We start from the raw sequence: 24610 nt of genomic DNA on the forward strand, positions 1-24610 counted from the left end.
CTTCACGCCGGCGGCGTGGCGCCCAGGCGTTTCCACATCGGCTTGGTCAGCCGCTGGGTGTTCTTGTAACCGGCCCACGGGTCAGCCTTCAGCTTGCGCAACCGCTGCTGCAGATTGGCGATGTTCCACTGCGCCGCTGACTTCACCTCGGTCAGCTCGTCACGGGTGATCGGCACCGACACCGGCAACCCCGGCCGCGCCCTCGCCGAGTAGGCCACGACCGTACTGGCGCCCCGGCTGTTGCGTAGGTAATCGATGAATATCTTGCCGACCCGGTTCTTCGGCCCGGACGTCGCGGTGAATCGGTCCGGCAACTCCCGTGACATGAATTGCGCCAGCGCCTTCGCGAAGGCTTTGACCGACTCCCAGTCGGCCCGGCGCGCCAGTGGTACGACGATGTGCATGCCCTTGCCGCCGCTGGTCTTGACATACGCATCCAGGCCCAGCTCGTCGAGGGTCGACAACGTCAGTTGCGTGGCTTCGATCATGCTGCGCCAGGGCAACTGGTCGTCCGGGTCGAGATCGAGGACGAAGTGGTCCGGCAGCTCGATCTGATCGTACGTTGCGCCCCAGGTGTGCAGTTCGATGGTGCCCATCTGGGCGGCACCCACCAGCGCCTTGACGCTGTCGATCTCCATCAACCGTGCATGGCCGGGGTCGAGCTTGGGGTCTAGCTGCTTGATGTTGGGAATCGCCATGCGCTCGGAATGCTTCTGGAAAAATTGCTCGCCCTCCACGCCTTCGGGGCAGCGCAACAGCGCCACGGGCCGATGGTCGAGGTGCGGCAGAATCCAGTCCGCCACCGATTCGTAATACTGCGCCAGCTCAATCTTGTGCAGACCGCTTTCGGCATCGATTACCCGTTCGGGATGGCTGACCATCACGCCGGCCACGTCGATACGGTCCTTGCCCGCACGCTTGCTGGCAGGCTTGGGTTTCTCGGCTGAAGACTCGGCGCTGGTTGCGGATTTTTTGCTCGGCGCCTTGGCCTTGGCGGCGCTGGGCTTGAACGGTGCCTTGATGTCTTTCGGCGTGTTGGGGTATTCGTGAACCACTTCGCTGGCGGGCTTATCGCTGCGCAACGAAACAAACGCCGAATGACGAATGATGCCGTCGCGGGTCCATTCGCCGAACTCGACCTCCGCCACCAAGGTCGGCTCTATCCAGTGCACACCCCGGGCCTGGGCGCTGGTCACTTTCTTCGCCAGCGGCGAAGCGTCCTGTTCCAGCGGTTTCATCAGCTCAAGCAAGTCGCCGAGCATCTGTTGATTGAACCCCGTGCCGACCCGACCGGCATACACCAGACCCGCGCCCTCCTCATTCACCGCCAGCAACAGCGCGCCAAAACCATTGCGCGCGCCCTGAGGTTTGGTGAAGCCGACGACGACGAACTCCTGCCGCAGCTTGCACTTGAGCTTGATCCAGTCAGCGTTGCGTTTCGACTGGTACACGCTGCCAGCTCGCTTGCCGATGACGCCTTCGAGGGACATCAGACTCGCGCTTTCAATGATGTCGCGATGGCCGGCAGAGAAGGCTTCGGAGAACCGGAGCAGGCCCTTTTTCTGTCGCCCCAGCACTTTCTTCAGCGCCGCACGACGGTCTTCCACGGGCATCTCGCGCAGGTCTTCTCCGTTCAGGAACGGCACGTCAAACAGGTAGTAGATGATGTCCATGCTGCGGTCGATGTCGAACGCATTCTGCAGCGCCTGAAAGTCCGGCAACCCGGCGTCGTTGAGCACCACGACTTCGCCGTCCAGCCAGCAGTTGTCCAGTTTCAACTCGCCGATGGCCTTGGCCTGCAACGGCAGTCGCTCGGTCCAGTCATTGCCGTTACGGGTGAAAAACTTCACCTCGCCATCAATGATGCGAGTCAGAATCCGGTAGCCGTCGTACTTGATTTCGTAGAACCACTTGCCCTCGGGCGGGGTGTCCATGAGCGTCGCCAACTGAGGCGAGAGCTTGGCTGGCACGCCGCTCTTTTTGGGCGAAGGCGCTTTGGCTTCTTTCACCGCTGGCTTTTTTGCGGGCTTCTTCGCGGTAGAGGTCTCGGCAACGGGTTCAGACGTGTCCGATTTACGTTTAGCGGTCTTGGCCGGCGCGCGCCCCTCGCCCACCGTCGCGCCACTGACCACGCTGGCCGGCTTGTCGGCCACGATGTCGTATTCCTCGCCCGAGCGCACGGCATCGTCCTTTTCCTTGATCAACAGCCACTGCTCCTTGTCGCTGTTGCCCGGCAAGCGGGTCCGCACCAGCGCCCAGTCGCCGGTGAGCTTTTCACCGATCAGGGTGAATTTGAGCTTGCCGGCCTTGTAGGTTTCCTGAGGGTCGCCGTGGGGTTGCCAGATGCCGCGGTCCCAGACGATCACGTCGCCAGCGCCGTATTCGCCCTCGGGAATGCTGCCCTCAAACGTGCCGTAGCCCAGCGGGTGGTCTTCGACGTGCACCGCCAGGCGCTTGTTCTTCGGGTCCAGGCTCGGTCCTTTCGGCACTGCCCAGCTTTTCAGCGTGCCATCCAGCTCAAGGCGAAAGTCGTAATGCAGATTGCGCGCATCGTGCTTGTGAATGACGAAACTCAGCGCCTTGCCTTTCTCGCTTCGCGTCTGGCCCTCGCTTTCGGCCGGCTCGGACGTGACATCGAAGTTGCGCTTGCGGGTGTATTCACTCACAGGTTTTGTCATGACGATGAACCTCTGCGCAGTGGAACGGTGCATCTTTTAACGCTACAACAGGACACGCGTTCAAGAGGCCTTGGTGGTCTTCTTCCGGGGCGGCGCACGACGCTTCGCCGGCGCATCGTCCTTGGACTCGGTTTTGCTTTTGCTCGCCGGTTTGGCTTTGGCGGGCGCCGCCTTCGCTGCAGCGCCGCGACCGCCCAGGCTGCGCTTGAGCAGTTCGGTCAGGTCGATGACATCGGCCGATTTGCGCTCGGTGTCGCCAGCGTCCGTTTCCACATTCTCGATCTTGCCTTCGCGGGCCTTGGTTTCCACCAGCGACATGATCTGGTCCTGGAAGGTGTCGCGGTACTCTTCGGCGTCCGGCGTCCATTCGGTGCTCATGTCCTTGATCAGGCGCTTGGCCATGTCCAGTTCACTCTTGCTGAGCTTGACGTCGGTGGCCTCCTTGGGCAGCTCAAGGCTGTCGAGGCCACGCACTTCCGAGGGCCAGCGCAGCAGCACGAGGACGATCGCCGACTCCAGGGGCATCACTGCCGCCAAGTGCTGGCTGGTGCGAATCACCACATGGGCCAGCGCCACCTTGCCGGTATCGACCAGTGACTGCCTCAACAGCGCGTAGACTTTCTCGCCGCGCTTGTCCGGGGCAAGGAAGTACGGCGTGTCGATGTGCTGGAGCGGAATCTGGTCGCTGTCGACAAAACCGAAAATGTCGATGGTCTGGGTCGATTTCGGGTGCGCCGAGCGAATCTCGTCCTCGCTGATAACGACGTAGCGCCCCTTCTCGTACTGCACGCCTTTGACGATGTTTTCTTTATTGATCTCCTTGCCGGAGACCTTGTTGATGCGCTTGTAACCGACCGGGTCCATGCTGCGTTTGTCCAGCCAGTCGAAGTCGACACCTTGCCGCGACGTCGCCGACACCAGCGCCACAGGAATATGCACCAGCCCAAAACTGATCGCGCCTTTCCAGATTGCCCGAGGCATAGTTTTTATTTCCGATGGGGTGTGAGGGGTATGTGTAGGAAGTGACCGGAGCGCACGCGGAAAAGTTTCGGGCCACCGACCGGAGCGTCGCTTGCATCAACATAGCGGGCGGGGGCTGCCCGCCTTTGGTGCGCAAGACGTGTCACGTAAACGCCCGCCTGGACAGATCGCGTACCTATTCGGCGAAGCCTCTTCTTAACGCAACGAAAAAGCGTTAAGCTCCCGCCACTCCTTTTTGCACGCCGTACCAGAGCCGTCTCTGTCAGGCCTGCGACCTCTCCCGGGTACTCCCATGACGTCCATTTCTTCCGCAAGCCACGGCACCACAATGACCAAGGGCCTGGCGATGCTGTTCGCGTTCTGCTGCGGCGCAATCGTTGCCAACCTGTATTACGCGCAACCCATCATTGGCTTGATTGCGCCGGACATCGGCCTGTCCGGCACACTCGCCAGCTTCATCGTGTCACTGACCCAGATCGGTTACGCGCTGGGCCTCTTCTTCCTCGTGCCACTGGGCGACTTGTTGGAAAATCGTCGCCTGATGATCGTGACCACCGGCGTCGCCATTCTCAGCCTGCTCAGCGCCGCATTCGCGCAAACGCCCAATCTGTTCCTGGTCGCCTCGTTGCTGGTGGGTTTCAGCTCGGTGGCGGTACAGATTCTGGTGCCACTGGCCGCCAACCTCGCACCGGAAGAAACACGCGGGCGCGTGGTCGGCAGCATCATGGGCGGTCTGCTGCTGGGCATCCTGCTGGCGAGACCCGCCGCCAGTCTGATCGCTGACCACTTTGGCTGGCGCGCGGTGTTCGGCACGGCCGCCGTGGTGATGCTGCTGATCAGCGTGGTGCTGGCGACCACCATTCCGAAACATCAGCCGGCCCACACCGCCACCTATGGCCAGTTGCTCAAATCCTTGTGGACCCTGCTGCGCAAACAGCCGGTCCTGCGCCAGCGCGCGTTTTATCAGGCGTGCATGTTCGCGACCTTCAGCCTGTTCTGGACCGCCGTGCCGCTGGAACTGGCGCGCAATCATGGCCTGTCGCAAAGCCAGATCGCCCTCTTCGCTCTGGTCGGGGCCATCGGCGCCATCGCCGCCCCCATCGCCGGCCGCCTGGCCGACGCCGGCCACACCCGCGTCGCCAGCCTGTGCGCCATGCTGTTCGCCGCACTGAGTTTTCTGCCCAGCCTGATTGACCCTGCCTACGCCGTGATCGGCATGGCAGTCACCGGCGTCATCCTCGATTTTTGCGTGCAGATGAACATGGTCCTCGGCCAGCGAGCGGTCTACGCTTTGGACGCCAAAAGCCGCAGCCGGCTCAACGCGCTGTACATGACCAGCATCTTTATCGGCGGCGCGATTGGCTCGGTGGTCGCCAGCGCGCTGTATGACCATGGTGGCTGGGTGTGGATTGTCATTGTCGGGAGTGCATTTCCAGTGCTGGCGTTGTTAGGGTTTTTGAAGAACTCACGGCCATGAAGAACGGAGCGCGGCACGCGCAGGATGCTCAGGCCATAGGCGGGAGGCGCTGATCGCCGCCCAAGAAAAAACCGCCGATATCGGCGGTTTTCTTTTGAAGGTTCAGCCCCTGAACCCAGCCATGGGGCCGGCTGGCTCAAGGTCTCTTCCAATTTCGATCGCTACGCGCAGAAAGTGCAGCTGAGCTTGGGCATACTCCGCAGCACGCTTGTGCGCTTCGGCACTGAATTCCGTCATTTCCCGAATCTTGGCCTTGCGTTTTTTGATATTCATGAGCACCTCCCTGCTGTGGTCTTGGGGGACATCCTAGAAACGATCGGCTGAAATAACAAGGCATCCAGCCGTGTCGAACTCGAACCCCAGTGCCTGATAGTAGTTCACCACGCCTGGCTCGGGGCGTTCGATCTGGATGACTTTGCATCTCAGCAACTGCGCGTAAACCCTTACCGCCATCAACATCAATGGGGCAACCGACCCTTTCAGGGGATGACTCTCAGTCGGTTGACCTTCCAGCAAGATAATCTTGATCCGCAAACGGCTTCGACGAGGTGTTGCGTAACATAAACCGCAAAGCTCCTGAGCATGCCACAGGGCGAGGTCAAGACCTTTCGGATCTTTTAGCTTCCACTCAGGCACCGCTCGCCAAGGATAATGGCAGCGCTCCCAGCCATCGCTGATTGCGAGCGCCGCGGGATCAATAGGTAAGAATTTCACTGCCTCGCCGTTAATACCGAGTGATCGTACTCCAGCGGACTTCTCGACGGTTTGATTAACCAATTCGCGCGCTTTCGACTTGAGGACCTGATTGCGCAGGTCAGTCCCCTTTCCCTGTCTCCTCATTGCCAAATTCACCGCATACCAAAGCAGCGAATGATGACGGAGGTATCCGCGCCACATGCGTTACATATTTATAGCTACCAATTTAATGTCGCCTATCAACCATCGCCGCAAACCCCTCCGCAAATCCTCAATCAACGCCTCCACATCTTCCAGACCAATGTGCAGCCTCAGCAACGGGTTCAAGGATTTGTCCGACGCGTTGTCACGATCACCGACGTTCGCGACGATGATCAGGCTTTCGAACCCGCCCCATGACGCACCCAGGCCGAACAGTTGCAGGGCGTCGATGAAGCGTTCCAGATGGCGGGGGTCGGTGTCCGCGAGTTCGAAGGTGAGCAAGCCGTTGCTGCCGTTGAAGTCGCGCTTCCAGAGAGCGTGGCCCGGATGGTGGGGCAGCGCTGGATGGAACACGTTTTTGACCTGCGGCTGTTGCTGGAGCCAGTGCGCGACCTGCAAGGCCTGACGCTCATGGACGTCCAGCCGCGCGGCCAGGGTACGGGCACCGCGCAGCACCAGATATGCATCGTCCGGACTGACGGTATTGCCGAAGGTGTCGGTCATGACGGCCAGACGCTGCCAGACGGCTTGGGTGGTACAGACGCTGCCCATGACCACATCGCTGTGACCGCACAGGTATTTGGTCAGGGCCATGATGGAAATGTCGGCGCCCAGGGCCAGAGGCCGGTACTGATACCCGGAGCCGTAAGTGTTGTCGACCGCCAGCAGGACCCCTTTCGATCGGCACAACGCGGCAATCGCCGGAAGGTCGCACAGTTCATACAACAGCGATCCGGGAACCTCGGTGTAGACCATTCGGGTGTTGGCTTGCAGCTGTAGTTCCAGGCCGCTGCCGTCGGCAGAAAAGTAGCTGTACTGAATACCGAACGGCGCAAGGAATGCTTCGGCGATTTGCCGCACCGGTGAATACACCGCGTCGGTGATCAACACATGATCGCCCGGTCGCAGGTAAGCCAGGAATGTCTGCGCCACCGCCGCAAGGCCAGTGCCGAACAGGCGTGTGCGGTAGCCGCCTTCAAGCTCGGTGATCAGGTCTTCCAGTTCGAACGCGGTCGGGTTGCCCCGCGCACCGTAGCTCAGCACGCGCTCGGTGTCGCGACGCTTTCGTGCCTCACGCATATCGCCCAGGCTGTCGAAGAGCACGGTGCTCATTCGCGTGACCGGCGGGTTCACGCCGCGCGGCCCTCGCCCTTTGCGCCACGGGCGGCATGCACCAACCGGGTACGAACGCGATCTTCCTCCGCAACGGCCAACAAGGGCTTGAGACTGGCGATCTCCTGCTCGGTCATTTGCCCCAGCAGGCCGATCTCCCACGCCAGGTACTGCCGAGCCGCCGCTTTGTTGCCCGAATGACGGTCATGGGTGAAGAACAGAAAATCAATGCAGTCCTCGTCAGGCGGATCACCGGCGCTTTCGCTGAGGTTGAAACCTGCCGTCTGCCATGTATTGAGATCCAGCCAGCGCACCGAGCCGCGCAACTCCTCCGACAACTCCAGTGCAGCCAGCGCCGCTACGGCAGATTGCTCCGCCACCAGCACGACAGGTTTCCACTGCGAGAGCACGTCCGCAGCCAGCCGAGGGCGAATCGACCAGCGCGCCCCCTCGATGTGGCCTTTACGAAACGCCATGCTACCGCGCAGATCGATCAGCGTGACCGCATTGTCTCTGAGCGCCTCCGCCAGTTCGGCGGCTTCTATGCCAGCCAGGGCCGGGAAAGCACCTGAATTGTCGATCGGCAAGTGCAAGCCGCTACTCAACCCGCCTTCAAGTACATAAGCGTCGAGGCCCAGCTGACGCAGCCAGGCGGCAACGATGGGTGCGCGCACGCCGTCATGGTCCACCAGCACCAAGCGCGCTTGACGCACGCCGATGTACAAGTCGGTGCTCTGGATCAACTGCCCACCCGGCGTGTGTTGCGCGCCAGGCAAACTGCCGAGGGCAAATTCTTCCGGGGTACGCACGTCGCACAGGAACAGGCTGCGGGACTCTTCGGCAAACCATGCCAGAACCTGCGCCGCGTCCACCGCCTGCACCCCGGCGCGCCGGGCGAACTGTTGAGCTGCCTGACGCTGGCTATCCAGCGAAGCGCCGACCGGGACATTCGGGTATCGGCGATCACTGCCGTGCTCCAGCGGCAAGTCGGCGAGATACCAGCCCTGGGTGCCGTTTTCCAGGGCGTAGACCGGATTTTTCACCCCAAGGTCGATCAGCGTTTGCGCACCGATGATGCTGCGCGTGCGGCCGGCGCAGTTGACCACGATGGGCGTGGTGTCATCCGGTACCAGCTCGTTCAGCCGATAGCCCAGCTCGCCATTCGGGCAGCAGACCGAACCGGGAATGGTCATCTTGCGGTATTCATCGAATGGTCGGCCGTCCAGCAACACCAGCGGCTTGCCACCGGCTTGCATCGCCGCCAGCTTGGTGGCGCTGATATGCGGCGTATGCCGGGCCTCTTCGACCAACTCGCCAAAGGCCTTTGATGGCACGTGTACCCCGGCAAACAGCTCACGGCCGGCGGCGCGCCAGCCATCGGTGCCGCCCTCAAGAATATGCACGCCGCTGTAGCTCAGCGCTTCAAGACGCTGCGCGGCGCGTACGGCGAGTTCACCATCATCGCGGTCGTAAACCACCAGGCGAACCCGAGGATTGGGGGCGAGGCGATGCACGTCCAGCTCAAGGCGGCTGTACGGCAGATTCACCCCGTGAAACAGATGTGCCTCACCGTACTGGCCGTGTTCGCGGACATCGAATACAGCGATTTCCTGTCCGTCGAACAGCCAGGCGTGTAATTGTTGCGGGGTAACTTTTTGGCTCATGACGTTCTCGTGATTCTGTTGTAGAGCGCCATCAGGCGTAGGCCTTGATCGAGGGGGCCATTTGCGAGGCGTTGTAATTGAGCACCTTGCCTTCCTGGTTCACGCCATAGCGCCCGTTCAAAGATTCCAGCGGACGCCCGTACAAGTGGAAATGCAGGGTCGGTTGCTCGCCCTCGACTTTGATGCCGTGCAAATCCTCGCCGAGGAAGCTGATGGGCGTTCCGGGCTGCACCACCACTTCCTTTTCCAGCGCGAGCCGGGCGAACGCCGGATCGCTGCCGTCGTCCGTGCGCGCCCACACGTAATTGATCTCCTGACCCTCGACGGCAACGATTACCGCCCAGGTTTCATGGTTGTGGGGCAGCGTACTTTTGCCTGGCAGCAGTGAGTTCATGTACAGCGTCGGGGTCTCGCCGTCGTCGTTCAGCCGGTAGCGGAACGCGGTGTCACCCTCGCCTGGCACCGGCGCGGGAAAGGTGTCGAAGTTGAACAGATCGCGCCGTTCCGCCAGCCCCTCAAGCAGCGTGACGATGCTGTTCAGTGCGTCCCGATCGACGCCGCGCTGATGGATGGCGCGTATCTGCTGCAGAAAGGCTTCGACGACTTGGCTGCGGTTCTCAATGCTCATCAGGTGCTCCTTGTGTGTGTTCAGGCCAACAGGCCCGGCTCAGACCGACAGGCTGTAACGGCTGATATTGCTCAACAGAAACGGATCGCCACTGGCGACCGGACGGCGTCCGGCGTCGCCCAAGGCATGGCGCAAAAACGTCTGGGTCCGCTCATGGGTCGGGCGCTGGAAAATGTGTTCGGGGCTGCCGTGCTCGACGATCAGGCCGTTTTCGGTGAAATACACGACATCGCTGATGTCCTCCGCGAAACGCATTTCGTGGGTGACCAGCACGCAGGTCATGCCCTCTTCGGTCAGCTCGCGAATCACCGTCAGCACCTCGCCGACGGTTTCCGGGTCGAGTGCCGAGGTCACTTCATCGAACAGGATCAGTTCCGGCCGCATGGCCAATGCCCGCGCAATGGCAACGCGCTGCTGCTGACCGCCAGACAGCTGCCCTGGATACGCATCGGCCTTGTGCTCCATGCGGACTTTGGCGAGCAGTTCGTGCGCGTGCTTTTCGGCGTTCGCCGCCGTTTCGCCGAGCACCTTGCGCGGCGCGATCACCAGATTTTCCAGCACGGACAAATGCGGGAACAGGTTGTACTGCTGGAACACGAAGCCCACGCGTTTGCGCAGTTCGATGCGCTGCGCCTCGGTCTTGAGCGTGTGCACATCGGTGTCGCCCACCCGGATGCTGCCGCGCTCGGTCTGCAGTAAACCGGTGATGCAGCGCAGGATGGTCGACTTCCCCGAACCCGACGGGCCGATGATTGACACCGCTTGCCCGCGCTGAACGTCGAGGTCGATGCCCTTGAGCACGTGGTTGCTGCCGAACGAAAGATGAACATCGCGCAGGCTGATTAGGGGTGGTTCGGCGCGCGTGTCAGGAGAAGGCATAACGTCGCTCCAGGAATTGAGTGAATCGGGAAATCGGATAGCAGTAGGCGAAAAACAGCACCAGTACGCTGAAGTAGATCAGCACTGTGAAGCCGGTCCGGTTGACCGTATTGCTGGCAATCTGCGCGGTGTCGATCAGGTCATGCACACCCACCAGCGAGGCCAGCGCGGTGCCCATGGTGATGACTGCATACAGGTTCATCCACGGCGGCAACATGCGCTTGAAGCACTGCGGCAGGATGATCGAACGGAAGATCTGCCCGCGTGTGAAGGCCAGCGAGCGGGAGGCTTCCCACTGCGTCCCGGGTATCGAACCGATGGCGCCGCGAAAGATTTCCGCGACGTTGGCGCTGGCGGGCAACGCCAGGCCGAGGGTGACTTTCACCCAGTCCGGAAACGAGATCCAGGACGTGCCGATGTGCAGCTCGAACGGGAAAACGTAGGTGGTGAAATAGATCAGCACCAGCCACGGCGCGTTACGAAATACCTGCACCCAGATCTTCGCGGGCAGCCGGGTGATCCACAGCGGCGACACCGCCAGCGCACCCACCAGCAGGCCGAGCACGGAGCCGATAGCAATCGCCAGCAGGCTGATCAGAATGTTCTGGGCAAAGCCCGTCGCCAGCGCTGGCGACCACTCCAGGAGCGCCGCAAACACCGGGCTTTTCGGGGCGCCGAAGACCAGCCACAGCAACACGGCGGCCAGCAGCACCAGCGTGCCCGGATGCCGACGCGACCAGTAAAGCGGCAGGCGCACAGACGAATCAATGGCCATAACCAGGCATCCTCAATTTGGCTTCGAGGGCACGGCCCACGCAGTTGACGACGAAGCTGAGCAGGCCGAAAAACGCCAGCAGCAGGATCATCAGTTCCAGCACGTTGTCGCTCTGGGTCCAGATCATGATCGAGGCGTAGGTGATGTCGCCCACGGCAATGGCCGACGCCACCGCCGTCATCTTCACCAGGTCGATCAGGTTGTTGATCAGCGACGGGAGCGCGAAACGCATCGCCAGCGGCAGCTGCACGTTCCACAGCAACTGACGGCTGCTGAAGGCCAGGGAGCTGGCGGCTTCCAGCGTCACGCTCGGCACCGCTTCGATGCCGGCGCGCAAGGCCTCAGCGTGAAATGCGCCCTTGTGCAGGGAGATCACAATGACCACCCAGGCGAACGGCGTCAGCGGGTTCGCAGCGCCAACGGCCTGGGTCAGCAGCATGTTAAGCACCAGGAACGCGCAGTAGAGCTGCACCAGCGTCGGCGTGTTGCGGGTCACTTCGATGAACACCCGCGCTGGCCTGGCCAGACTGGGCTTGCCGCTGGTCAGCATCGCCGCCAGCGCAAGGCCCGCCAACAGGCTGCCCACGATCGTGAATGCGCACAACGCAATGGAGGTCACGGCGCCATTAACCAACGAACCGCGCTGGTAAGCGTCCAGCAAAAAGCCGTAATTCAGACCGAACCTCGCCGCGCTCTGCACGAACAGTTCAAGCAGGTGCGTCATGCGCTCGCCCCGTCCTTAAGGCGCACGTTCAAGCGCCCGCGGCCTGGAATTTTTCGTGCAGTTCAATCAGCGCAGGTGACGGCGGGCTGATGTGATGGCGCTTTTCTGCGTCGATCAACCAGCCCGTGCGGTGCCAGCCCTTGACGATGGCGTCGAGTTTCGCCTGGGTGTCGGTCTCGCCGGGGCGGGTCCAGATCACCGACGGCGCAGGATTGAGCTCGGGACTGAGGGCGCGGTAGTTCTGCCATTCCGGGCTGTCGGCCACCAATGGATTGATCAGGGTAGCGTCGTGCACCGCTGCGACGCAGTTGTTGCCGCGCAGGGCCAGGAGGGATTCCGACGAGCTTTTGAATGCTTTCAGTTCAGCGCCGAATTCGGTCAGCGGCTTGATGTAACTGCTGCCCTGGGACGTGCAGACGGGTTGGCCCTTGAGGTCTTCCCAGCGGGTGATCTTGCTGTCTTTGAGCACCGCTGCGGTGCCGCCGACGCGATAGAACGGGGTGGGTACGAAGCCCAACTGCTGGCCACGCTCGGCGGTCCACTCCATGTTGGCGATCAGCAGATCGACCTTGCCCTGCTGCAGGAACTGCACGCGATTGGCGGGCAGCACGGACACCAGTTCTACTTCGGCGCCGAGCTGACGACCCACGTCTCTGGCCAGGTCCACGTTCAGCCCCTCGGGTTTCTGCGTCGTCGGGTCAATTGAGCCAAACGGGCCGCCGGACAGCAGCACCCCCACCACCACACGGTGGCGCTGCTCGATCTTGTCCAGAGTGGCATCGGCCTGCGCCGCAAAACTGGCGCCCAGCGTCACGGTGGCGCCGATCATCAGCGGCAGGATACGAGCAAGTGGCGAACGCGTGGACGGCATGGACTTCCCCTCAGATGGACATCGGCTCGGCGCGTGCGACGGGTAATGCGTCAGCGCCTTGTAATGAGCTGCATGCTAGGGAGGGAACTGCCGGAGCGGAAATGAAAATATCAAATATGGTTATAACTTTCTGGTTTCGGCCCTTAAAGCAAAAAAGCATAAGCGCTGTTTTATTGAGTTTTATCGATATTTTTAGAGACAGGGCTTTCCCCATTCATAAAAAACCGTAATGTATTAGCCCGTTCAGCTGATGTAATCCAGGCGTGCAGGAGTGAGCTTGCTCACGATTGCTGTGTATCTGCGCCGATGATTGGCCTGACAGATCGCGATCGCGAGCACGCTCACGCCTACGAGGAATGGCGCTGCGGGTAACAAACCGTTCAAACGAGTAAACACGATGTCCTCCACCCTAGACCTCGAACTGCTGCGCACTTTCGTCGCCGTCGTCGATCACCACAGCTTCGCTGGCGCCGGAGCGCACCTGTCGCGCACGCAGTCGTCGGTGACGCAGCACATGCAGCGTCTGGAGCAACAGATTGGCGTCAGTCTGTTTCAGAAACAGGGCCGTCAGAAGCAACTCACCGAACCCGGTCGACAGCTGTTACGGCATGCCCGGCAGATGCTTTCACTGAACGACGACGCGCTCAACTCCCTTCGCGAAAGCAGCATGAGCGGCGTGCTGCGTATCGGCTCACCCCACGACATCGCCGACACCATCCTGCCGCCGATCCTCAGCCACATCGCCCGTTCTGCGCCGAAGCTGCGACTGGAGATCGACGTCGGTCGGAGCCCGTTTCTGATGGAGGATTTGCATCGCGGCAAGGTCGACATGGTGATTTCAACCCGCGAAGATCCGGCGCTGGAAGGGTTCGCCTTGCGCACGTCGCCGGTGTGGTGGATCTGCTCGGCGCAGTACCTGCACGTTCCTGGAGAACCGATACCGCTCATTCTGGTGGACGAGCCGAGTATTTACCGACGCTATGCCATCGAAGCACTGGAGCGCGCCGACATCGAATGGCGTCAGGCGTACCTGGCGTCGAACCTGATCGGCATCAAGGCGGCCACGCGCGCGGGCCTCGGGGTCACGGCGCGAAGCATGGAAATGCTCGGGCCGGACATGCGGGTGCTGGGGAAGCCGACGGTCTGCCGAGAATGCCCGACGTCACTTATTACCTGTGGATTCGTCCCAATACGGTGAATCCGCTGGCGCGCCGGGCGTATGAGCTGATTCGTGGCAGTCAGGGCCTGTAGCGGCCCTGGTCTCTTCCACGGGGTTATTTCTGCAGTTGCGCTTCCAGCCAGTGCTTCAAGTCCGCCACTTCATCCGTTGTAATCGTATGCCCTGCCCCGGCGTAGGCATGAAACTCGGGAACGATCAGCAAATTCTCCAGCACCGCTTTGGCGTCGGTTGCACCCGAGTAAGCCACGCGGGTGTCGGCCGAGCCGTGGCCGATGAACACCTTCAGTGGTTTCAGACGCTCATCGGGTTTCAGGCGTGAATGAAGGGACGCGAGAATCTTGCCGCTCAAGGGCGCGATGCCGTGCACCAGTTCCGGGTATTGCAGGCCGATCTGGTAACTCATCATCGCGCCCTGGCTGAAGCCGACCAGGATCACTTTGTCGGGCTGGGTCTTGTATTTCTCGGTGGCCTGCTGGATGAAGGTCCGCAGCAAGTCTGTGCTTTTGTCGACGTCGCTGGTCACGCCTTCGTATTCGGCCTGATCGGTGTCCTGGGTGAACCACTTGTAGCCGCCGCCGTCGACTTCCTGCGGCGCACGCACGGAGAGGTAGGTGTAACCCGGGGAAAGATCGTTTTTGATGTCGAGCAGGTCGCGCTCGTCGCTGCCATAGCCGTGCAGGAAAATGATCAGGGGTTTGTCTCTGGATTCAGCGGGCACCGCCGCCAGATACGGCAGCGCAAGGTCGGTGAGCAGAGCGGGTTCTGCGTGGGCCATGCCGGTGAACACACACAGCAGCGCGGCGAAAAACTTCATCATGAGCGTGAGCCTTTTTGCGAAAAACGTCGGGCTCATCATACGCAGCATGTCGCGAATGTCAGCCCGTCAATGATCGCGCAAAGCTGTCAGGTGGCTGTACGGAGTATGAATTTCTTAAGCGCAGGGTTCAGGACTCCAGCGCCTCCAACCCCAGATGCTCACGCAGGGTCGAGCCTTCATAGGCTGTGCGAAACAGCCCTTTGCGTTGCAGGTGCGGAATGACGCTTTCGACGAATTTGCTGAATGAGCCCGGCAGATACGCCGGAGAAATCACGAACCCGTCGCAACCACCCAACGTGAACATCTCCGCCAGTTGATCGGCAATCTGCGCCCCCGTGCCGACCAGTTGCGGCACCCGCACGCTGCTGGCGAAAATCCGGCCCAGTTCCTCCAGCGTCGTGTCCGGCCCCTGCATCAGCAGCTTCTCCGCTGCAGCAGGCGGTATCGACGGCGAGCGTGCGATCTCTGCCAGGGTCGCCGACAGCGGAAACGGCGAGAGATCGACGTTCAGTTGCGATGCCAGGGTGACCAGACCCAGTTCCGGGCGCGCCAATGCGTTGTGCTTGTCGCGCTTTGCCCGCGCCTCCGCTTCGCTGCCACCAATGAACGGCATCACCGCCGTCAGCACTTTACAGCTGTCGGCGTGGCGGCCTTGCGCGACGACCTGTTCGCGCACGTCCTGGCGAAACGCGTGCATGGCTTTGAGGTGCGGGTGAATGGTGAAAATCGCCTCGGCCCAGCGCGCGCCGAACCGCCGACCACGGCCCGAGGAGCCTGCCTGAATCAGCACCGGCCGCCCTTGCGGCGTACGCGGAATGTTCAGCGGACCTTCGACCTTGAACCATTCGCCATGATGCTGCACCGAAGTGATCTTCGACGGGTCGGCGAGCACGCCGCTTTCCCGGTCCAGCTTCAACGCATCCGGCGCCCAACTGCGCCACAACTTCAGCGCCACTTCGACGAACTCGTCAGCGCGGTCGTAACGCAGGTCGTGCTCAAGGTGTTTGTCCTTGCCGAACAGGCGCCCTTCGCTGTCGTTCATCGACGTGACGATGTTCCAGGCAGCGCGGCCTTTGGACAGATGATCGAGCGTGGCGAACTCCCGGGCGATGTGCGCCGGCTCGTAATACGTCGTCGAGCGGGTAGCGCCCAGGCCGAGCTTGCTCGTTTGCCCGACCAGATAGGACAGAATCGGCAGCGGGTCCAGACGCGTCGCATCCTGCGCGCCATACCGCAGGGCCACGTCCCGCGAGCCGCCCATCTGATCACCCACCGCCAGCCGGTCGGCGAAGAACAGGAAATCGAACAGCCCCTCCTCCACCACCTGCGCCGTGCGGGCGTAATACTCGGGATCAAGGTAATGGCCGACCGTTTCGGGATGACGCCAGACCGCATGACTGTGAATAACCGGCCCGGTCAGCAGGAACGCCGACAGGTGAATGTGACGACTCATGATCGCGCTCCTGACTTAGTGGGCGTGCGGGGTCCAGACAGCGATGTCGGACACCTTCAGCGCTTTGGGGATCATCCCGGCCTCGAAATAGAAGTCGGCGATGCGCTGCTGCTCGGCCAGTTCATCCACCTTGACCGGGACGATGTCGTAGCTGCGTCGGCTGTTGGCCAGCTCGACGGTCTCAGGCGGGATGTTGCCCCACAGCGGCGCCAGATTCGCCGCGGCTTCATGAGGATGACCTTTCACCCACTGCCCGGCGTCGTGCAAGGTGTCGAACACCACTTGCAGCACCTCGGGATGGGCCTTGGCGAAACGCGTGTTGGCCACGTAAAAACGGTTGTAGTTGGCAATGCCGCCGGAGCCGTCGGTCAGCACGCGAACATGATGCTCACGCTGCTGGGTCGCCAGGAACGGGTCCCAGATCGCCCAAGCGTCAACGTTGCCGCTGGCAAACGCGGCGACACCGTCGGGCGCCTCCAGGTAAATCGGCTTGATGTCCTTGAGGGTCAGCCCGGCGCGCTTCAGGGCCGAAATCAACAGAAAATGACTGCCTGAGCCCTTCGACACCGCCACGGTTTTGCCCTTGAGATCGGCAACGCTGCGGATCGGTGAGTTGTCCGGGACGATGATGGCCTGCGCCGTCGGGGAAGGATTCTCACGGGCGTAATAGGTCAGCGGTGCATTCGCCGCCTGCGTGAACAAGGCAAACGCATCGGCGACGTCGGCGTGCAGGTCGACACTGCCGGCGTTCATGGCGCTGAGCAGCCCGCTGCTGAATTCATGCCAGTTGACGGTGAAACCCAGCGGCTTGAGTCGCTCCTCCAACTGGCCGTCGTTCTTGAGCAGAATCCACAGCGTGGACGAACGCTGATAACCGATATTGATGACCTGCTCGGCGTGAGCGGTGACGGTCGCCAGCATTAACGCAGCGGCGACGATGATCTTTCGCAGGGACATGAGGATCCTTGGACGGGCACTAAGGGGCGCTCAGCACGAAAACGAATGAGCACATCGGAACAGCTTCACTTTCATTATAAAAAACGGCGCAGGTTATGAAAGAAACTTATAGATCTATCCATATGCCCGAAGTGCAACGGAACGGCTGAATACCCGCTGCGGTCTAGGGATAAGCACATCAGTCCGTTGCCGAACCCAGGAGCACCCGTGAACATTTTTGAAGCGCTGAGAGAAAGTCATGAACGGCAACGCGGCTATGCCGACGCCTTGATCCAAACCCATGGCGACAGTGAGGAGCGTGTCGAGGCCTACAAACAGCTGAAAGCTGAACTCCAGGCCCATGAAACCGCTGAAGAGCGCTTCTTCTATATCCCGCTGATGCAGTTCGACAATGGCGTCGACCTCAGCCGCCATGCCATTTCCGAGCACCATGAAATGGACGAAATGATGGAAGAGCTCGACGAGACCGAGATGTCCAGCCCCTCATGGCTGGCCACGGCCAAGAAGCTGTCAGAGAAGGTCCATCATCACCTGAAGGAAGAAGAGCAGAAGTTCTTCCAGTCAGCGGGCAAGTTGCTGGACGACCAGCAGAAGCAGTCGCTGGCCCGTGAGTATCACAAGGAGTATAAGGAGCAGTTGGCTAAAGCTTAAGCCGCTCTGAATGCTCAAAGCCCCGAATCTTCGGGGCTTTTTTTTGGCTGCGTTTTTCGCCGTACTTTTGTTCGCTGTGCGGCGTTGCTGGTGAAGAGCGGTCGCGTGCGGGTTTGGCGGAGTGCGCAAGAAGTTGCGCACCTGTTTGTTGAAAATGGAAGGGGCAATGCTCTGCAGGCCACGTCGTTCGGGGCGTGCAGACGAGTGCGCAAGAAGTTGCGCAGGGGTGCGCAACTTCTTGCGCACCTTTGCCTTCTCGTCTGGGTTGGCGTTCGCCAAACCCTCCTGTTTTTCCTCTTAAGCTATTGATTTTCCTGGGCTAATCCATATTTGGCACAGCCCTTGATATCTCCGTGCCCCCGGATTGGCATTCACGCCTTCTCGGATGGTTTTTTGAGCACGGAGAGCATCCTTGGCAAACCCCGCAGTTACGTCCGGCAGCGACGCAAAAACGAGCCTCAGCTGGCGATCGTTCCGCTTGATCTGATTCAGCTTGAGGACGTGGGAGCGGGTGCGGCCACTGTCGATGCCTGGCTGCAGGGCATCAGCGGCGGGGTCGTTTCGCTTGAACGGATCAAGAGCGCTGCGGGCTTTTTGCCTGTGGTGGGCAACATCATGGCGCTGGTTGATGCGCTGAATGACATCGTCCGGCTGGCGACCAGTGAGAAACGCGACCCTCTGGATTGGGTGAGTCTGGGCATCAATTTGATTGGCGTCTTGCCGACACCGCCGACCATGGCGGCAGCGCGGATGAGCCTGCGGCCGACGCTGTTTCTGGTGCGTCAGGAGATGCGGCAGGCGGGGAAGATGCTGTTGGGCGATGCGCTGATCGAGGTGCTGATCGGGCACCTCAATGCGGACATCGTTGGAACGCTTGATGACTTTGTAATGCAGGCGCAGACCAAGCTTGCTGGCATTCTCGATGACGCGGGGAAGCTGGGCGAAGGCGTGCTGAACGAGATCGCCAAGGGTCTGGAAAGCGTGGTCAACGGCGATCTCGATGCCGAGGGCAGTCTGCTTGAGGCCGTGCAACTGATCAGCGATGGGCGCAAGCAGTGGGACTACGATCCCAAAGGCGCGATTTCCAACATCTTCATCGCGGTTGCCGATGTTTACATCGCAGCCGGCCAAAAAATCGTCAACGGCACCGTCGAACATCTTGTGCCTGAAGCGCTGAAAGACCCGGTACGCAGAAAGGCTAAGTCGTTGCGTGCCATGGGGTCAGAGCTTCGGGCCCAGATTAATGGTCTAGCAGATCCTGAGGTTCAAAACTCGATTGGAGCGTTGCTGCAGACGTTGGCTGGAGCGGTTGTAAGTTGGCGTTCCCGCAATGGGCATGGTCAGTCTTTCAACATCAAGCCGGGGGTGGTTAATCAGGCCAAGCGACGGGGCAGCGAAGGCAAACTCGAAGTTGTTCAGCGTGAGAAGCCGGCGAAGGGCCGGCCCAACGTACTGAAGAAGTGCACCTGTGCCTGTCCTTGCGCCTGTAACTGCGGCTCAACGGGGAACAGCATCAGCTTTGCGATGGGCTCGGAGTCGGTCAGTCATACCGACTTTAGTTTGCCAGGGCCTTTTTCCATTGAGTGGAATCGGACTTATTGCTCGAGTCTGGATGCTTACGATCATGACGTCATCGGTGCGCGTTGGATCACGCCGTTTAACACGCGGTTTGATCTCGTCGGCGACGGATTGGTCTTCCACGACGCCGATGGCCGCAGCCATGAATTCCCTCTTCCCAAGGTCAAGTTGTTTCACTTCAACGCCATTGAAAATCTGACCGTCGTTCGCCTCAGCAAAGATCGGTTATTGCTGATGCGTGGCCTGGATCACAGGGAGACCTATGTTCGGCGGGGACAGCGGTTTGTTCTGATTAACAAAGTGCTGCCCAATGGCGCTGGGGTGATGCTGCATTACGAGCATCGGCATGATGGACGTTTGATGCTCTCCGAGTTGGTGACGTACTCGGAAAAAGATGTCAGTAAAGTGCATCTTCGTCTGGGCACTTTGATTGATGATCAGGGGCGCTTGACGGGCCTTTGGGAAGTTCGTGACGGCGACGTCAAACGCCAACTGTGCGCGTATCAGTACGACGATTTTGGTGACCTTGTTCTGGCTCAGGACGAGAACGGTTCGGCCTGGCGTTACCAGTATCAAAACCACCTGATTACCCGCTACACCGACCGCACAAATCGTGGGTTGAATTTGCAGTGGCAGGGAACAGGTCCCGATGCGAAGGCTGTGCGTGAGTGGGCTGACGACGGCAGTTTCGATACGCGATTGGCGTGGGATGAAAACATCCGTCTCACCTGCGTCACCGATGCGCTCGGTCACGAAACCCGGCATTACTACGACAGCCTCGGCTACACCTATCGCATCTGCCACGCCGATGGCCGTTCCGAATGGTTCTTCCGTGATGCCGCCAAGAACATCATCCGCCACGTCCACACCGACGGCAGCACCGACCGCTATCGTTACGACAAGCTCAGCAATCTGACTGAGCACACCCGCGCTGATCACAGCGTGATGAATTACGCCTACGACGACAAAAGCCACCTGATCAAGATCAGCGATGGCGAGGGTGGGCTGTGGAAGCGGGACTACGACCATCGCGGAAATCTGGTCGAGGCGATCGATCCGCTAGAGAACGTTACCGAATACACCTACAACTCGTTTGGCCTTCCTACAGCAATCAACGACGCTAACGGCAATACAAAGGCGTTGGCCTACAACGACGCCGGACAACTCGTTAAGTACACCGACTGCTCCGGCAAGATCAGCGCGTGGGAATACGACGAACGCGGCCAGATGATTCGCTTCACCGACCCGGCCGGGCACAGCACCACGTACGAATACAAAGCCGGTCAGCTTGTCTTGGTCAAACACCCGGACAAGACCGAAGAACGCTTTAGCCGGGATGCCGAAGGCAGACTTCTCGCCCACTCCGATGGCCTCGAACGCTGCACCACCTGGCGCTACACCGCAGCCGGTTTTATCGCCGAACGCGTCGACGCCGCCGAGCAAACCCTGCGCTACCGCTGGGACAAACTCGGCCGGTTAATCGCGCTGGAAAACGAAAACGAGCGTCGTGCGCACTTTCACTACGACCCTGTGGGCCGGCTGCTGGAAGAACGCGGCTTCGACAATCGCTCGACTCAATACCGGTACGATCCAGAAACGGGACGGCTCGCTCAGACGCTTAACGGCCAGCGCACCATCGCACTGACCTTCGATCCCATGGGCCGCCTGACTGAACGCCGGGCCACCCTCGGCGAGCAGTCCCAAAGCGAAACCTTCGCCTACGACGGCAACGGAAATCTGGTCATGGCGACCAACGCCGTCAGTCGCCTGCAATGGTTTCACGACCCGGCTGGCAATTTGCTGCGCGAGCATCAGCATTACTCAAATCTGGATAAACCACTGGTTGCCGTCTGGCAGCATGAATACGACGCGCTGAACAACCGCGTCGCGACCATCCGCCCGGACGGGCATCGCGTCAGCTGGCTGACCTACGGCAGCGGGCATCTGCTGGGCCTGAAGCTCGACGAGCACGAACTACTCAGTTACGAACGCGATGACCTGCACCGTGAAGTGGCCCGTCATCAAGGCAACCAGTTGCTGCAAACGCAGCAATGGGACCTTGCGGGACGTCTTCACGAACAGCTACTGGGCCGGGCAGACGACAAAACCACGTTTATCAGACGCGCCTACACCTACGATGCCGCGGGCCAACTCACCGACATCAACGACAGCCGCCGTGGAGTCCTTGCTTATAAATACGACCCGGTCAGCCGCCTGCTTAGCGCCACCAGTCGCCTGGGCACAGAAACCTTCGCCTTCGACCCCGCGAGCAATCTGCTCGACGACAGCGCCGCACCCGTACGCCGCCCACTCGACCCCGAACCGGTCCGTCACAAACTGATCGACAACCTGCTGCGGGACTACGCCGGCAACCACTACGAATACGACGAACGTGGCAACCAGACCGAGCGCTGGACCAACGGCCTGCGCAGTGAGCTTTACTGGGATCTATTCGATCGACTGGTCCATTTCCGTGATCCGCGTCTGACTGTCGACTTCGGCTACGACCCCTCGGACGTCGCCTCTACAAATTCTCGAAAGCGCACTACCGCCCACGCCCGGAAGCCGGCACTGGCTGGAACGAAAACGAACACGCCCGCAAAGAGCGGGAACTTGGCTGCGGCTTCACCCTGTACGGCTGGGACGGCGACAACCTCGCCTGGGAAAGCAGCCCGCCGCCCTACGCCGGCGCCTTGGGCCGAACCGTCCACTACATCCACGAGCCCGGCACTTTCGTCCCCGTGGCCCAGGCCATCCGCCACGAAACCATCCGCCTCGTAAGCCAACCCACCTATCAGGGCCGCTACAACTTCAAAGAAGACCCGCTCTGGACGTACAAACCAGCGGCGCTGCCAATCGACGTCCTCGCCTGGTACCAGTGCGATCACCTCGGCACCCCTCAGGAGATCACCGACCAGAACGGCAACACCACCTGGAGCGCGCAGTACAAAGCGTGGGGCGAAGCAACCGAACAGCGCTCCGAATTCGCCCAACAGATCGGTCTGACCAACCCCATCCGATTTCAGGGCCAACACCACGACTACGAAACCGGCCTGCACTACAACCGCCACCGGTACTATGATCCAAGGGTCGGGCGGTTTATCAGCAAGGATCCGATTGAACTTGCTGGAGGTTTGAATCTTTATAGTTATGCACCGAACCCATGCGAATGGGTTGACCCTCTTGGGCTGATTTCATGCGGCTTGACTGGAAACGATGTAGGGGACGCGAGCAATCTGCCCGTGATAAGCAAGGGAAGTAGGGAATGGAAAACGGCCACCGAAAGCATAAAAAAGGCAGCAAAACAAATTTCAGGGTTCCAGATCAGGCAACAGGCGAGAGACTATTGAAGGATGCTAAGGGAGAGATGGTGAACTACGATACTTATACAACCCAGCGTTATAAGAAAGGTTTCGAGTGCCATCCCAACGAAGCACATACTGACAACGCTCCTGAGAACAACCTTCCTCACATCAAGTGGAAAGACTGGAGTGCGGGCAAAAAAACAGGCGGAGCAGGCCACATATTCCATGACTAAATATTCTTATATTTTCGATGTCGACACATACCCTGTCGCTTGGCGATTCAACTCTAATGATTGCCTGCTGTCTGACCAGGAAAAGGCAAGCATCATTTTGTTTAATGAACCCCAATCACAACGGCTCTGGGATGCATTTATCCCCACAAAAAACCTGATGGAGCTAACTAGTAACAATTTCAAGCGCCATGAAAAATCTACACTAAGCTTTTCTGAAAGTGCTGAGTCAGCCGAGTTCTTCAAGTTCAGATTAAATGAGGCTGGCTTTATTTGGTTTTTCTGGGGTGGACGCTCAGCGGCGATAGTACCCAAGGATATATTTATAAAAGCCTGGGACGATTTCTTCTACCCATCGGATGAAGACTCCCTTCTGCTAGTGGTCAATAGCTCGAAGGCCATATATTCTTTTGAAGACACATTTTTTTATGGCGATTTACTGACCCCTGGCACGGGCCTTGATGGCTAAAACTTCCTTAACTAAAGGGGCTGACCCCTTTAATATTTCAACTCTATAACCTCATCTTGCAAACCAGGAAATTCACTTGCTTAACGCTATAAATAAATCTGTCCCCTTTCCTCCCCGTAACTGGACTGCAACTGATGCCCGTAGTCGTTTGTCTGGATTGTTTTACCTACCGCTCGTATCACGCATAATCCAACAGTCGGAGATATCACCAACCCATACTGCTCGAATGCGTCGTTAGGCTTCGGGACGCTGCCGGTTACGTATAAATTCTCAGATTCCTTTGCAATCTTGGGCGCTTGCCCTGTCACCTTTTCGATTGTGTCTAGGCTTACACCAGCTTCTAATCCAAATGGGCCAACGCCAGCAGGCAGCAGATCGGCAGCTCCTTTAGCCTGTGTTTCTAGTGCTGGAGGTGTATCGTTCACAACGGTTTGTGAAGCAAGTACTCGAATAGGGTTCAACCCAAATTTTGCTACTAGATACCGCTGCTCAAGCATTGCCAGTGATTGCTCGGTGGTCGCAATGGCTGAGAGCTTCAAAGATAAAATTATTCCGCCGCTGTAGTTTGCTGCATCGATCTTTGCTGCATTGATGTTCGTTTTCACCGACTGAATCTCGCCGGCAATGGATGACGCCAAAGCCTCGTCCGGCACAGATGTTGTCGTCTCTACCTTGACTGGTGATCCTGACTCGACAGCCAGCATCCTTTGCTCAATGAGCGCCTGATTTGTCTGAAGGACTTCGACCCTGGTAGCTATAAGTGCCTTGATGAGTCCTCCGCTATACGAGGCTGCCGCCTGTTTGGCTGACTCAATTTCGGATTTTGTGTGTGACAGCTCAACGTCCAGTTTGGAAAGGTACGCCCGTTGTTCTGGGGTGAGGTCTTTAGGACCGCACCCGCCTAATACTGCAACCGATGAAAGTACCAAGCTGATCCCAAGTTTTCGCACTGCCCAACCCTCCATAGTGAGATCCAACTCTACCATGCAGGCAAGCGGCTATTAGTATGTCTAGAGCCAAGGCGGCGCGGAGAGCAAATACGAAAAAGCCCGTTGCTCCGGCGTAATGCTGTTCATTCAGGGCCTCCTCCCGACGGTTTTTGCTTAAGTGCAGCGGCGAAGAAAAAAGGCGCTCACCCCAATTAGGGAAACACCATTTTCCTTAGGTGAACAGCGTTGCGAATGGTCGTGATTGCTATGGTTTTCTTGCCGCCGTATTTCGATCGCGATGGAGTGTTTCTTTAAGAACGGTCGGTGCGAATTTGGCGGAGTGCGCAGGAAGTT

The 24610-nt window shown here is 59.6% G+C and carries 16 protein-coding genes and 3 pseudogenes; 5 read left to right on the top strand and 14 right to left on the bottom strand.

Going from position 1 to position 24610, the window contains the following annotated elements; all coding sequences use genetic code 11:
* Nucleotides 1-2: 2 nt before the first annotated feature.
* Both ligD and JN403_RS21275 read right to left on the bottom strand, forming a co-directional pair.
* Nucleotides 3-2678 carry a DNA ligase D gene (gene ligD, locus JN403_RS21270; protein WP_205484143.1) on the bottom strand — a complete coding sequence of 892 codons (2676 nt, stop codon included), beginning with the start codon at nucleotides 2676-2678 and terminating at the stop codon, nucleotides 3-5.
* Nucleotides 2679-2738: 60 nt separating this feature from the next.
* Nucleotides 2739-3659: a Ku protein gene (locus tag JN403_RS21275; protein ID WP_205484144.1), complete on the bottom strand. Its 921-nt coding sequence runs from the start codon at nucleotides 3657-3659 to the stop codon at nucleotides 2739-2741.
* 292 nt (nucleotides 3660-3951) lie between these two features.
* Between JN403_RS21275 and JN403_RS21280 the strand changes: the two genes are divergently transcribed.
* Nucleotides 3952-5136 (top strand): MFS transporter, encoded by a 1185-nt coding sequence (locus tag JN403_RS21280; RefSeq protein WP_240356718.1) that lies wholly within the window; start codon nucleotides 3952-3954, stop codon nucleotides 5134-5136.
* A gap of 102 nt (nucleotides 5137-5238) precedes the next feature.
* On the opposite strand, the gene JN403_RS21285 is transcribed toward JN403_RS21280, so the two are convergent.
* The 8 genes and pseudogenes from JN403_RS21285 to JN403_RS21320 form a co-directional block, all read right to left on the bottom strand.
* A complete protein-coding gene (locus JN403_RS21285) occupies nucleotides 5239-5409 on the bottom strand; it encodes a hypothetical protein (RefSeq protein WP_172611525.1) in 171 nt (56 codons plus the stop codon).
* Between the two features lie 33 nt (nucleotides 5410-5442).
* Nucleotides 5443-6033 carry an N-acetyltransferase gene (locus JN403_RS21290; protein WP_240356720.1) on the bottom strand — a complete coding sequence of 197 codons (591 nt, stop codon included), beginning with the start codon at nucleotides 6031-6033 and terminating at the stop codon, nucleotides 5443-5445.
* Nucleotides 6034-6036: 3 nt separating this feature from the next.
* Nucleotides 6037-8810: pseudogene (gene metC / locus JN403_RS21295) on the bottom strand (cystathionine beta-lyase).
* 31 nt (nucleotides 8811-8841) lie between these two features.
* Nucleotides 8842-9438: a cysteine dioxygenase gene (locus JN403_RS21300; protein WP_205484145.1), complete on the bottom strand. Its 597-nt coding sequence runs from the start codon at nucleotides 9436-9438 to the stop codon at nucleotides 8842-8844.
* Nucleotides 9439-9477: 39 nt separating this feature from the next.
* Nucleotides 9478-10317, bottom strand: a complete 840-nt coding sequence (locus tag JN403_RS21305; protein WP_205484146.1) for an amino acid ABC transporter ATP-binding protein — start codon at nucleotides 10315-10317, stop codon at nucleotides 9478-9480.
* Nucleotides 10304-11092, bottom strand: coding sequence for an amino acid ABC transporter permease (locus tag JN403_RS21310; RefSeq protein ID WP_205484147.1), 789 nt, complete (start codon nucleotides 11090-11092; stop codon nucleotides 10304-10306). Before JN403_RS21310 ends, JN403_RS21305 begins: the two co-directional genes overlap by 14 nt.
* Nucleotides 11082-11816, bottom strand: a complete 735-nt coding sequence (locus JN403_RS21315; protein ID WP_205484148.1) for an amino acid ABC transporter permease — start codon at nucleotides 11814-11816, stop codon at nucleotides 11082-11084. The genes JN403_RS21310 and JN403_RS21315 overlap by 11 nt, the downstream gene beginning before the upstream one ends.
* A gap of 28 nt (nucleotides 11817-11844) precedes the next feature.
* Nucleotides 11845-12687 (bottom strand): transporter substrate-binding domain-containing protein, encoded by an 843-nt coding sequence (locus JN403_RS21320; protein WP_205484149.1) that lies wholly within the window; start codon nucleotides 12685-12687, stop codon nucleotides 11845-11847.
* A gap of 397 nt (nucleotides 12688-13084) precedes the next feature.
* On the opposite strand from JN403_RS21320, the pseudogene JN403_RS21325 reads away from it, so the two are divergent.
* Nucleotides 13085-13938 (top strand): annotated as a pseudogene (locus tag JN403_RS21325) (LysR substrate-binding domain-containing protein).
* Nucleotides 13939-13961: 23 nt separating this feature from the next.
* On the opposite strand, the gene JN403_RS21330 reads toward JN403_RS21325, so the two are convergent.
* From JN403_RS21330 to JN403_RS21340, 3 genes are all read right to left on the bottom strand, one after another.
* The gene (locus JN403_RS21330; RefSeq protein WP_205484150.1) at nucleotides 13962-14684 is read right to left on the bottom strand and encodes a dienelactone hydrolase family protein; all 723 of its coding nucleotides are present in this window, start codon (nucleotides 14682-14684) and stop codon (nucleotides 13962-13964) included.
* 127 nt (nucleotides 14685-14811) lie between these two features.
* Complete coding sequence (locus JN403_RS21335) at nucleotides 14812-16137, bottom strand: LLM class flavin-dependent oxidoreductase (RefSeq protein ID WP_205484151.1); 1326 nt, start codon at nucleotides 16135-16137, stop codon at nucleotides 14812-14814.
* 15 nt (nucleotides 16138-16152) lie between these two features.
* A complete protein-coding gene (locus JN403_RS21340; protein WP_205484152.1) occupies nucleotides 16153-17094 on the bottom strand; it encodes an aliphatic sulfonate ABC transporter substrate-binding protein in 942 nt (313 codons plus the stop codon).
* A 207-nt stretch (nucleotides 17095-17301) separates the two neighbouring features.
* Between JN403_RS21340 and JN403_RS21345 the strand changes: the two genes are divergently transcribed.
* The 3 genes and pseudogenes from JN403_RS21345 (at nucleotide 17302) to JN403_RS21360 (ending at nucleotide 23327) form a co-directional block, all read left to right on the top strand.
* Nucleotides 17302-17745, top strand: a complete 444-nt coding sequence (locus JN403_RS21345; RefSeq protein ID WP_205484153.1) for a hemerythrin domain-containing protein — start codon at nucleotides 17302-17304, stop codon at nucleotides 17743-17745.
* Between the two features lie 408 nt (nucleotides 17746-18153).
* Nucleotides 18154-22514, top strand: a pseudogene (locus tag JN403_RS21350) (RHS repeat-associated core domain-containing protein); the annotation flags it as partial.
* A 300-nt stretch (nucleotides 22515-22814) separates the two neighbouring features.
* Nucleotides 22815-23327 carry a hypothetical protein gene (locus JN403_RS21360; protein ID WP_205487710.1) on the top strand — a complete coding sequence of 171 codons (513 nt, stop codon included), beginning with the start codon at nucleotides 22815-22817 and terminating at the stop codon, nucleotides 23325-23327.
* Nucleotides 23328-23413: 86 nt separating this feature from the next.
* On the opposite strand, the gene JN403_RS21365 is transcribed toward JN403_RS21360, so the two are convergent.
* The gene (locus JN403_RS21365; protein WP_205484156.1) at nucleotides 23414-24277 is read right to left on the bottom strand and encodes a hypothetical protein; all 864 of its coding nucleotides are present in this window, start codon (nucleotides 24275-24277) and stop codon (nucleotides 23414-23416) included.
* Between the last annotated feature and the right edge of the window lie 333 nt (nucleotides 24278-24610).

The organism is Pseudomonas sp. 15A4, assembly GCF_016925575.1.
Classification (GTDB): domain Bacteria; phylum Pseudomonadota; class Gammaproteobacteria; order Pseudomonadales; family Pseudomonadaceae; genus Aquipseudomonas.

Excerpts from the sequence above, each read along its gene's own strand:
- JN403_RS21320 (WP_205484149.1), bottom strand. The coding sequence starts at position 12,687 with ATGCCGTCCACGCGTTCGCCACTTGCTCGTATCCTGCCGCTGATGATC.
- ligD (WP_205484143.1), bottom strand. The coding sequence starts at position 2,678 with ATGACAAAACCTGTGAGTGAATACACCCGCAAGCGCAACTTCGATGTC.
- JN403_RS21275 (WP_205484144.1), bottom strand. The coding sequence starts at position 3,659 with ATGCCTCGGGCAATCTGGAAAGGCGCGATCAGTTTTGGGCTGGTGCAT.
- JN403_RS21290 (WP_240356720.1), bottom strand. The coding sequence starts at position 6,033 with ATGTGGCGCGGATACCTCCGTCATCATTCGCTGCTTTGGTATGCGGTG.
- JN403_RS21300 (WP_205484145.1), bottom strand. The coding sequence starts at position 9,438 with ATGAGCATTGAGAACCGCAGCCAAGTCGTCGAAGCCTTTCTGCAGCAG.
- JN403_RS21280 (WP_240356718.1), top strand. The coding sequence starts at position 3,952 with ATGACGTCCATTTCTTCCGCAAGCCACGGCACCACAATGACCAAGGGC.
- JN403_RS21315 (WP_205484148.1), bottom strand. The coding sequence starts at position 11,816 with ATGACGCACCTGCTTGAACTGTTCGTGCAGAGCGCGGCGAGGTTCGGT.
- JN403_RS21335 (WP_205484151.1), bottom strand. The coding sequence starts at position 16,137 with ATGAGTCGTCACATTCACCTGTCGGCGTTCCTGCTGACCGGGCCGGTT.
- JN403_RS21310 (WP_205484147.1), bottom strand. The coding sequence starts at position 11,092 with ATGGCCATTGATTCGTCTGTGCGCCTGCCGCTTTACTGGTCGCGTCGG.
- JN403_RS21330 (WP_205484150.1), bottom strand. The coding sequence starts at position 14,684 with ATGATGAAGTTTTTCGCCGCGCTGCTGTGTGTGTTCACCGGCATGGCC.
- JN403_RS21305 (WP_205484146.1), bottom strand. The coding sequence starts at position 10,317 with ATGCCTTCTCCTGACACGCGCGCCGAACCACCCCTAATCAGCCTGCGC.
- JN403_RS21285 (WP_172611525.1), bottom strand. The coding sequence starts at position 5,409 with ATGAATATCAAAAAACGCAAGGCCAAGATTCGGGAAATGACGGAATTC.
- JN403_RS21340 (WP_205484152.1), bottom strand. The coding sequence starts at position 17,094 with ATGTCCCTGCGAAAGATCATCGTCGCCGCTGCGTTAATGCTGGCGACC.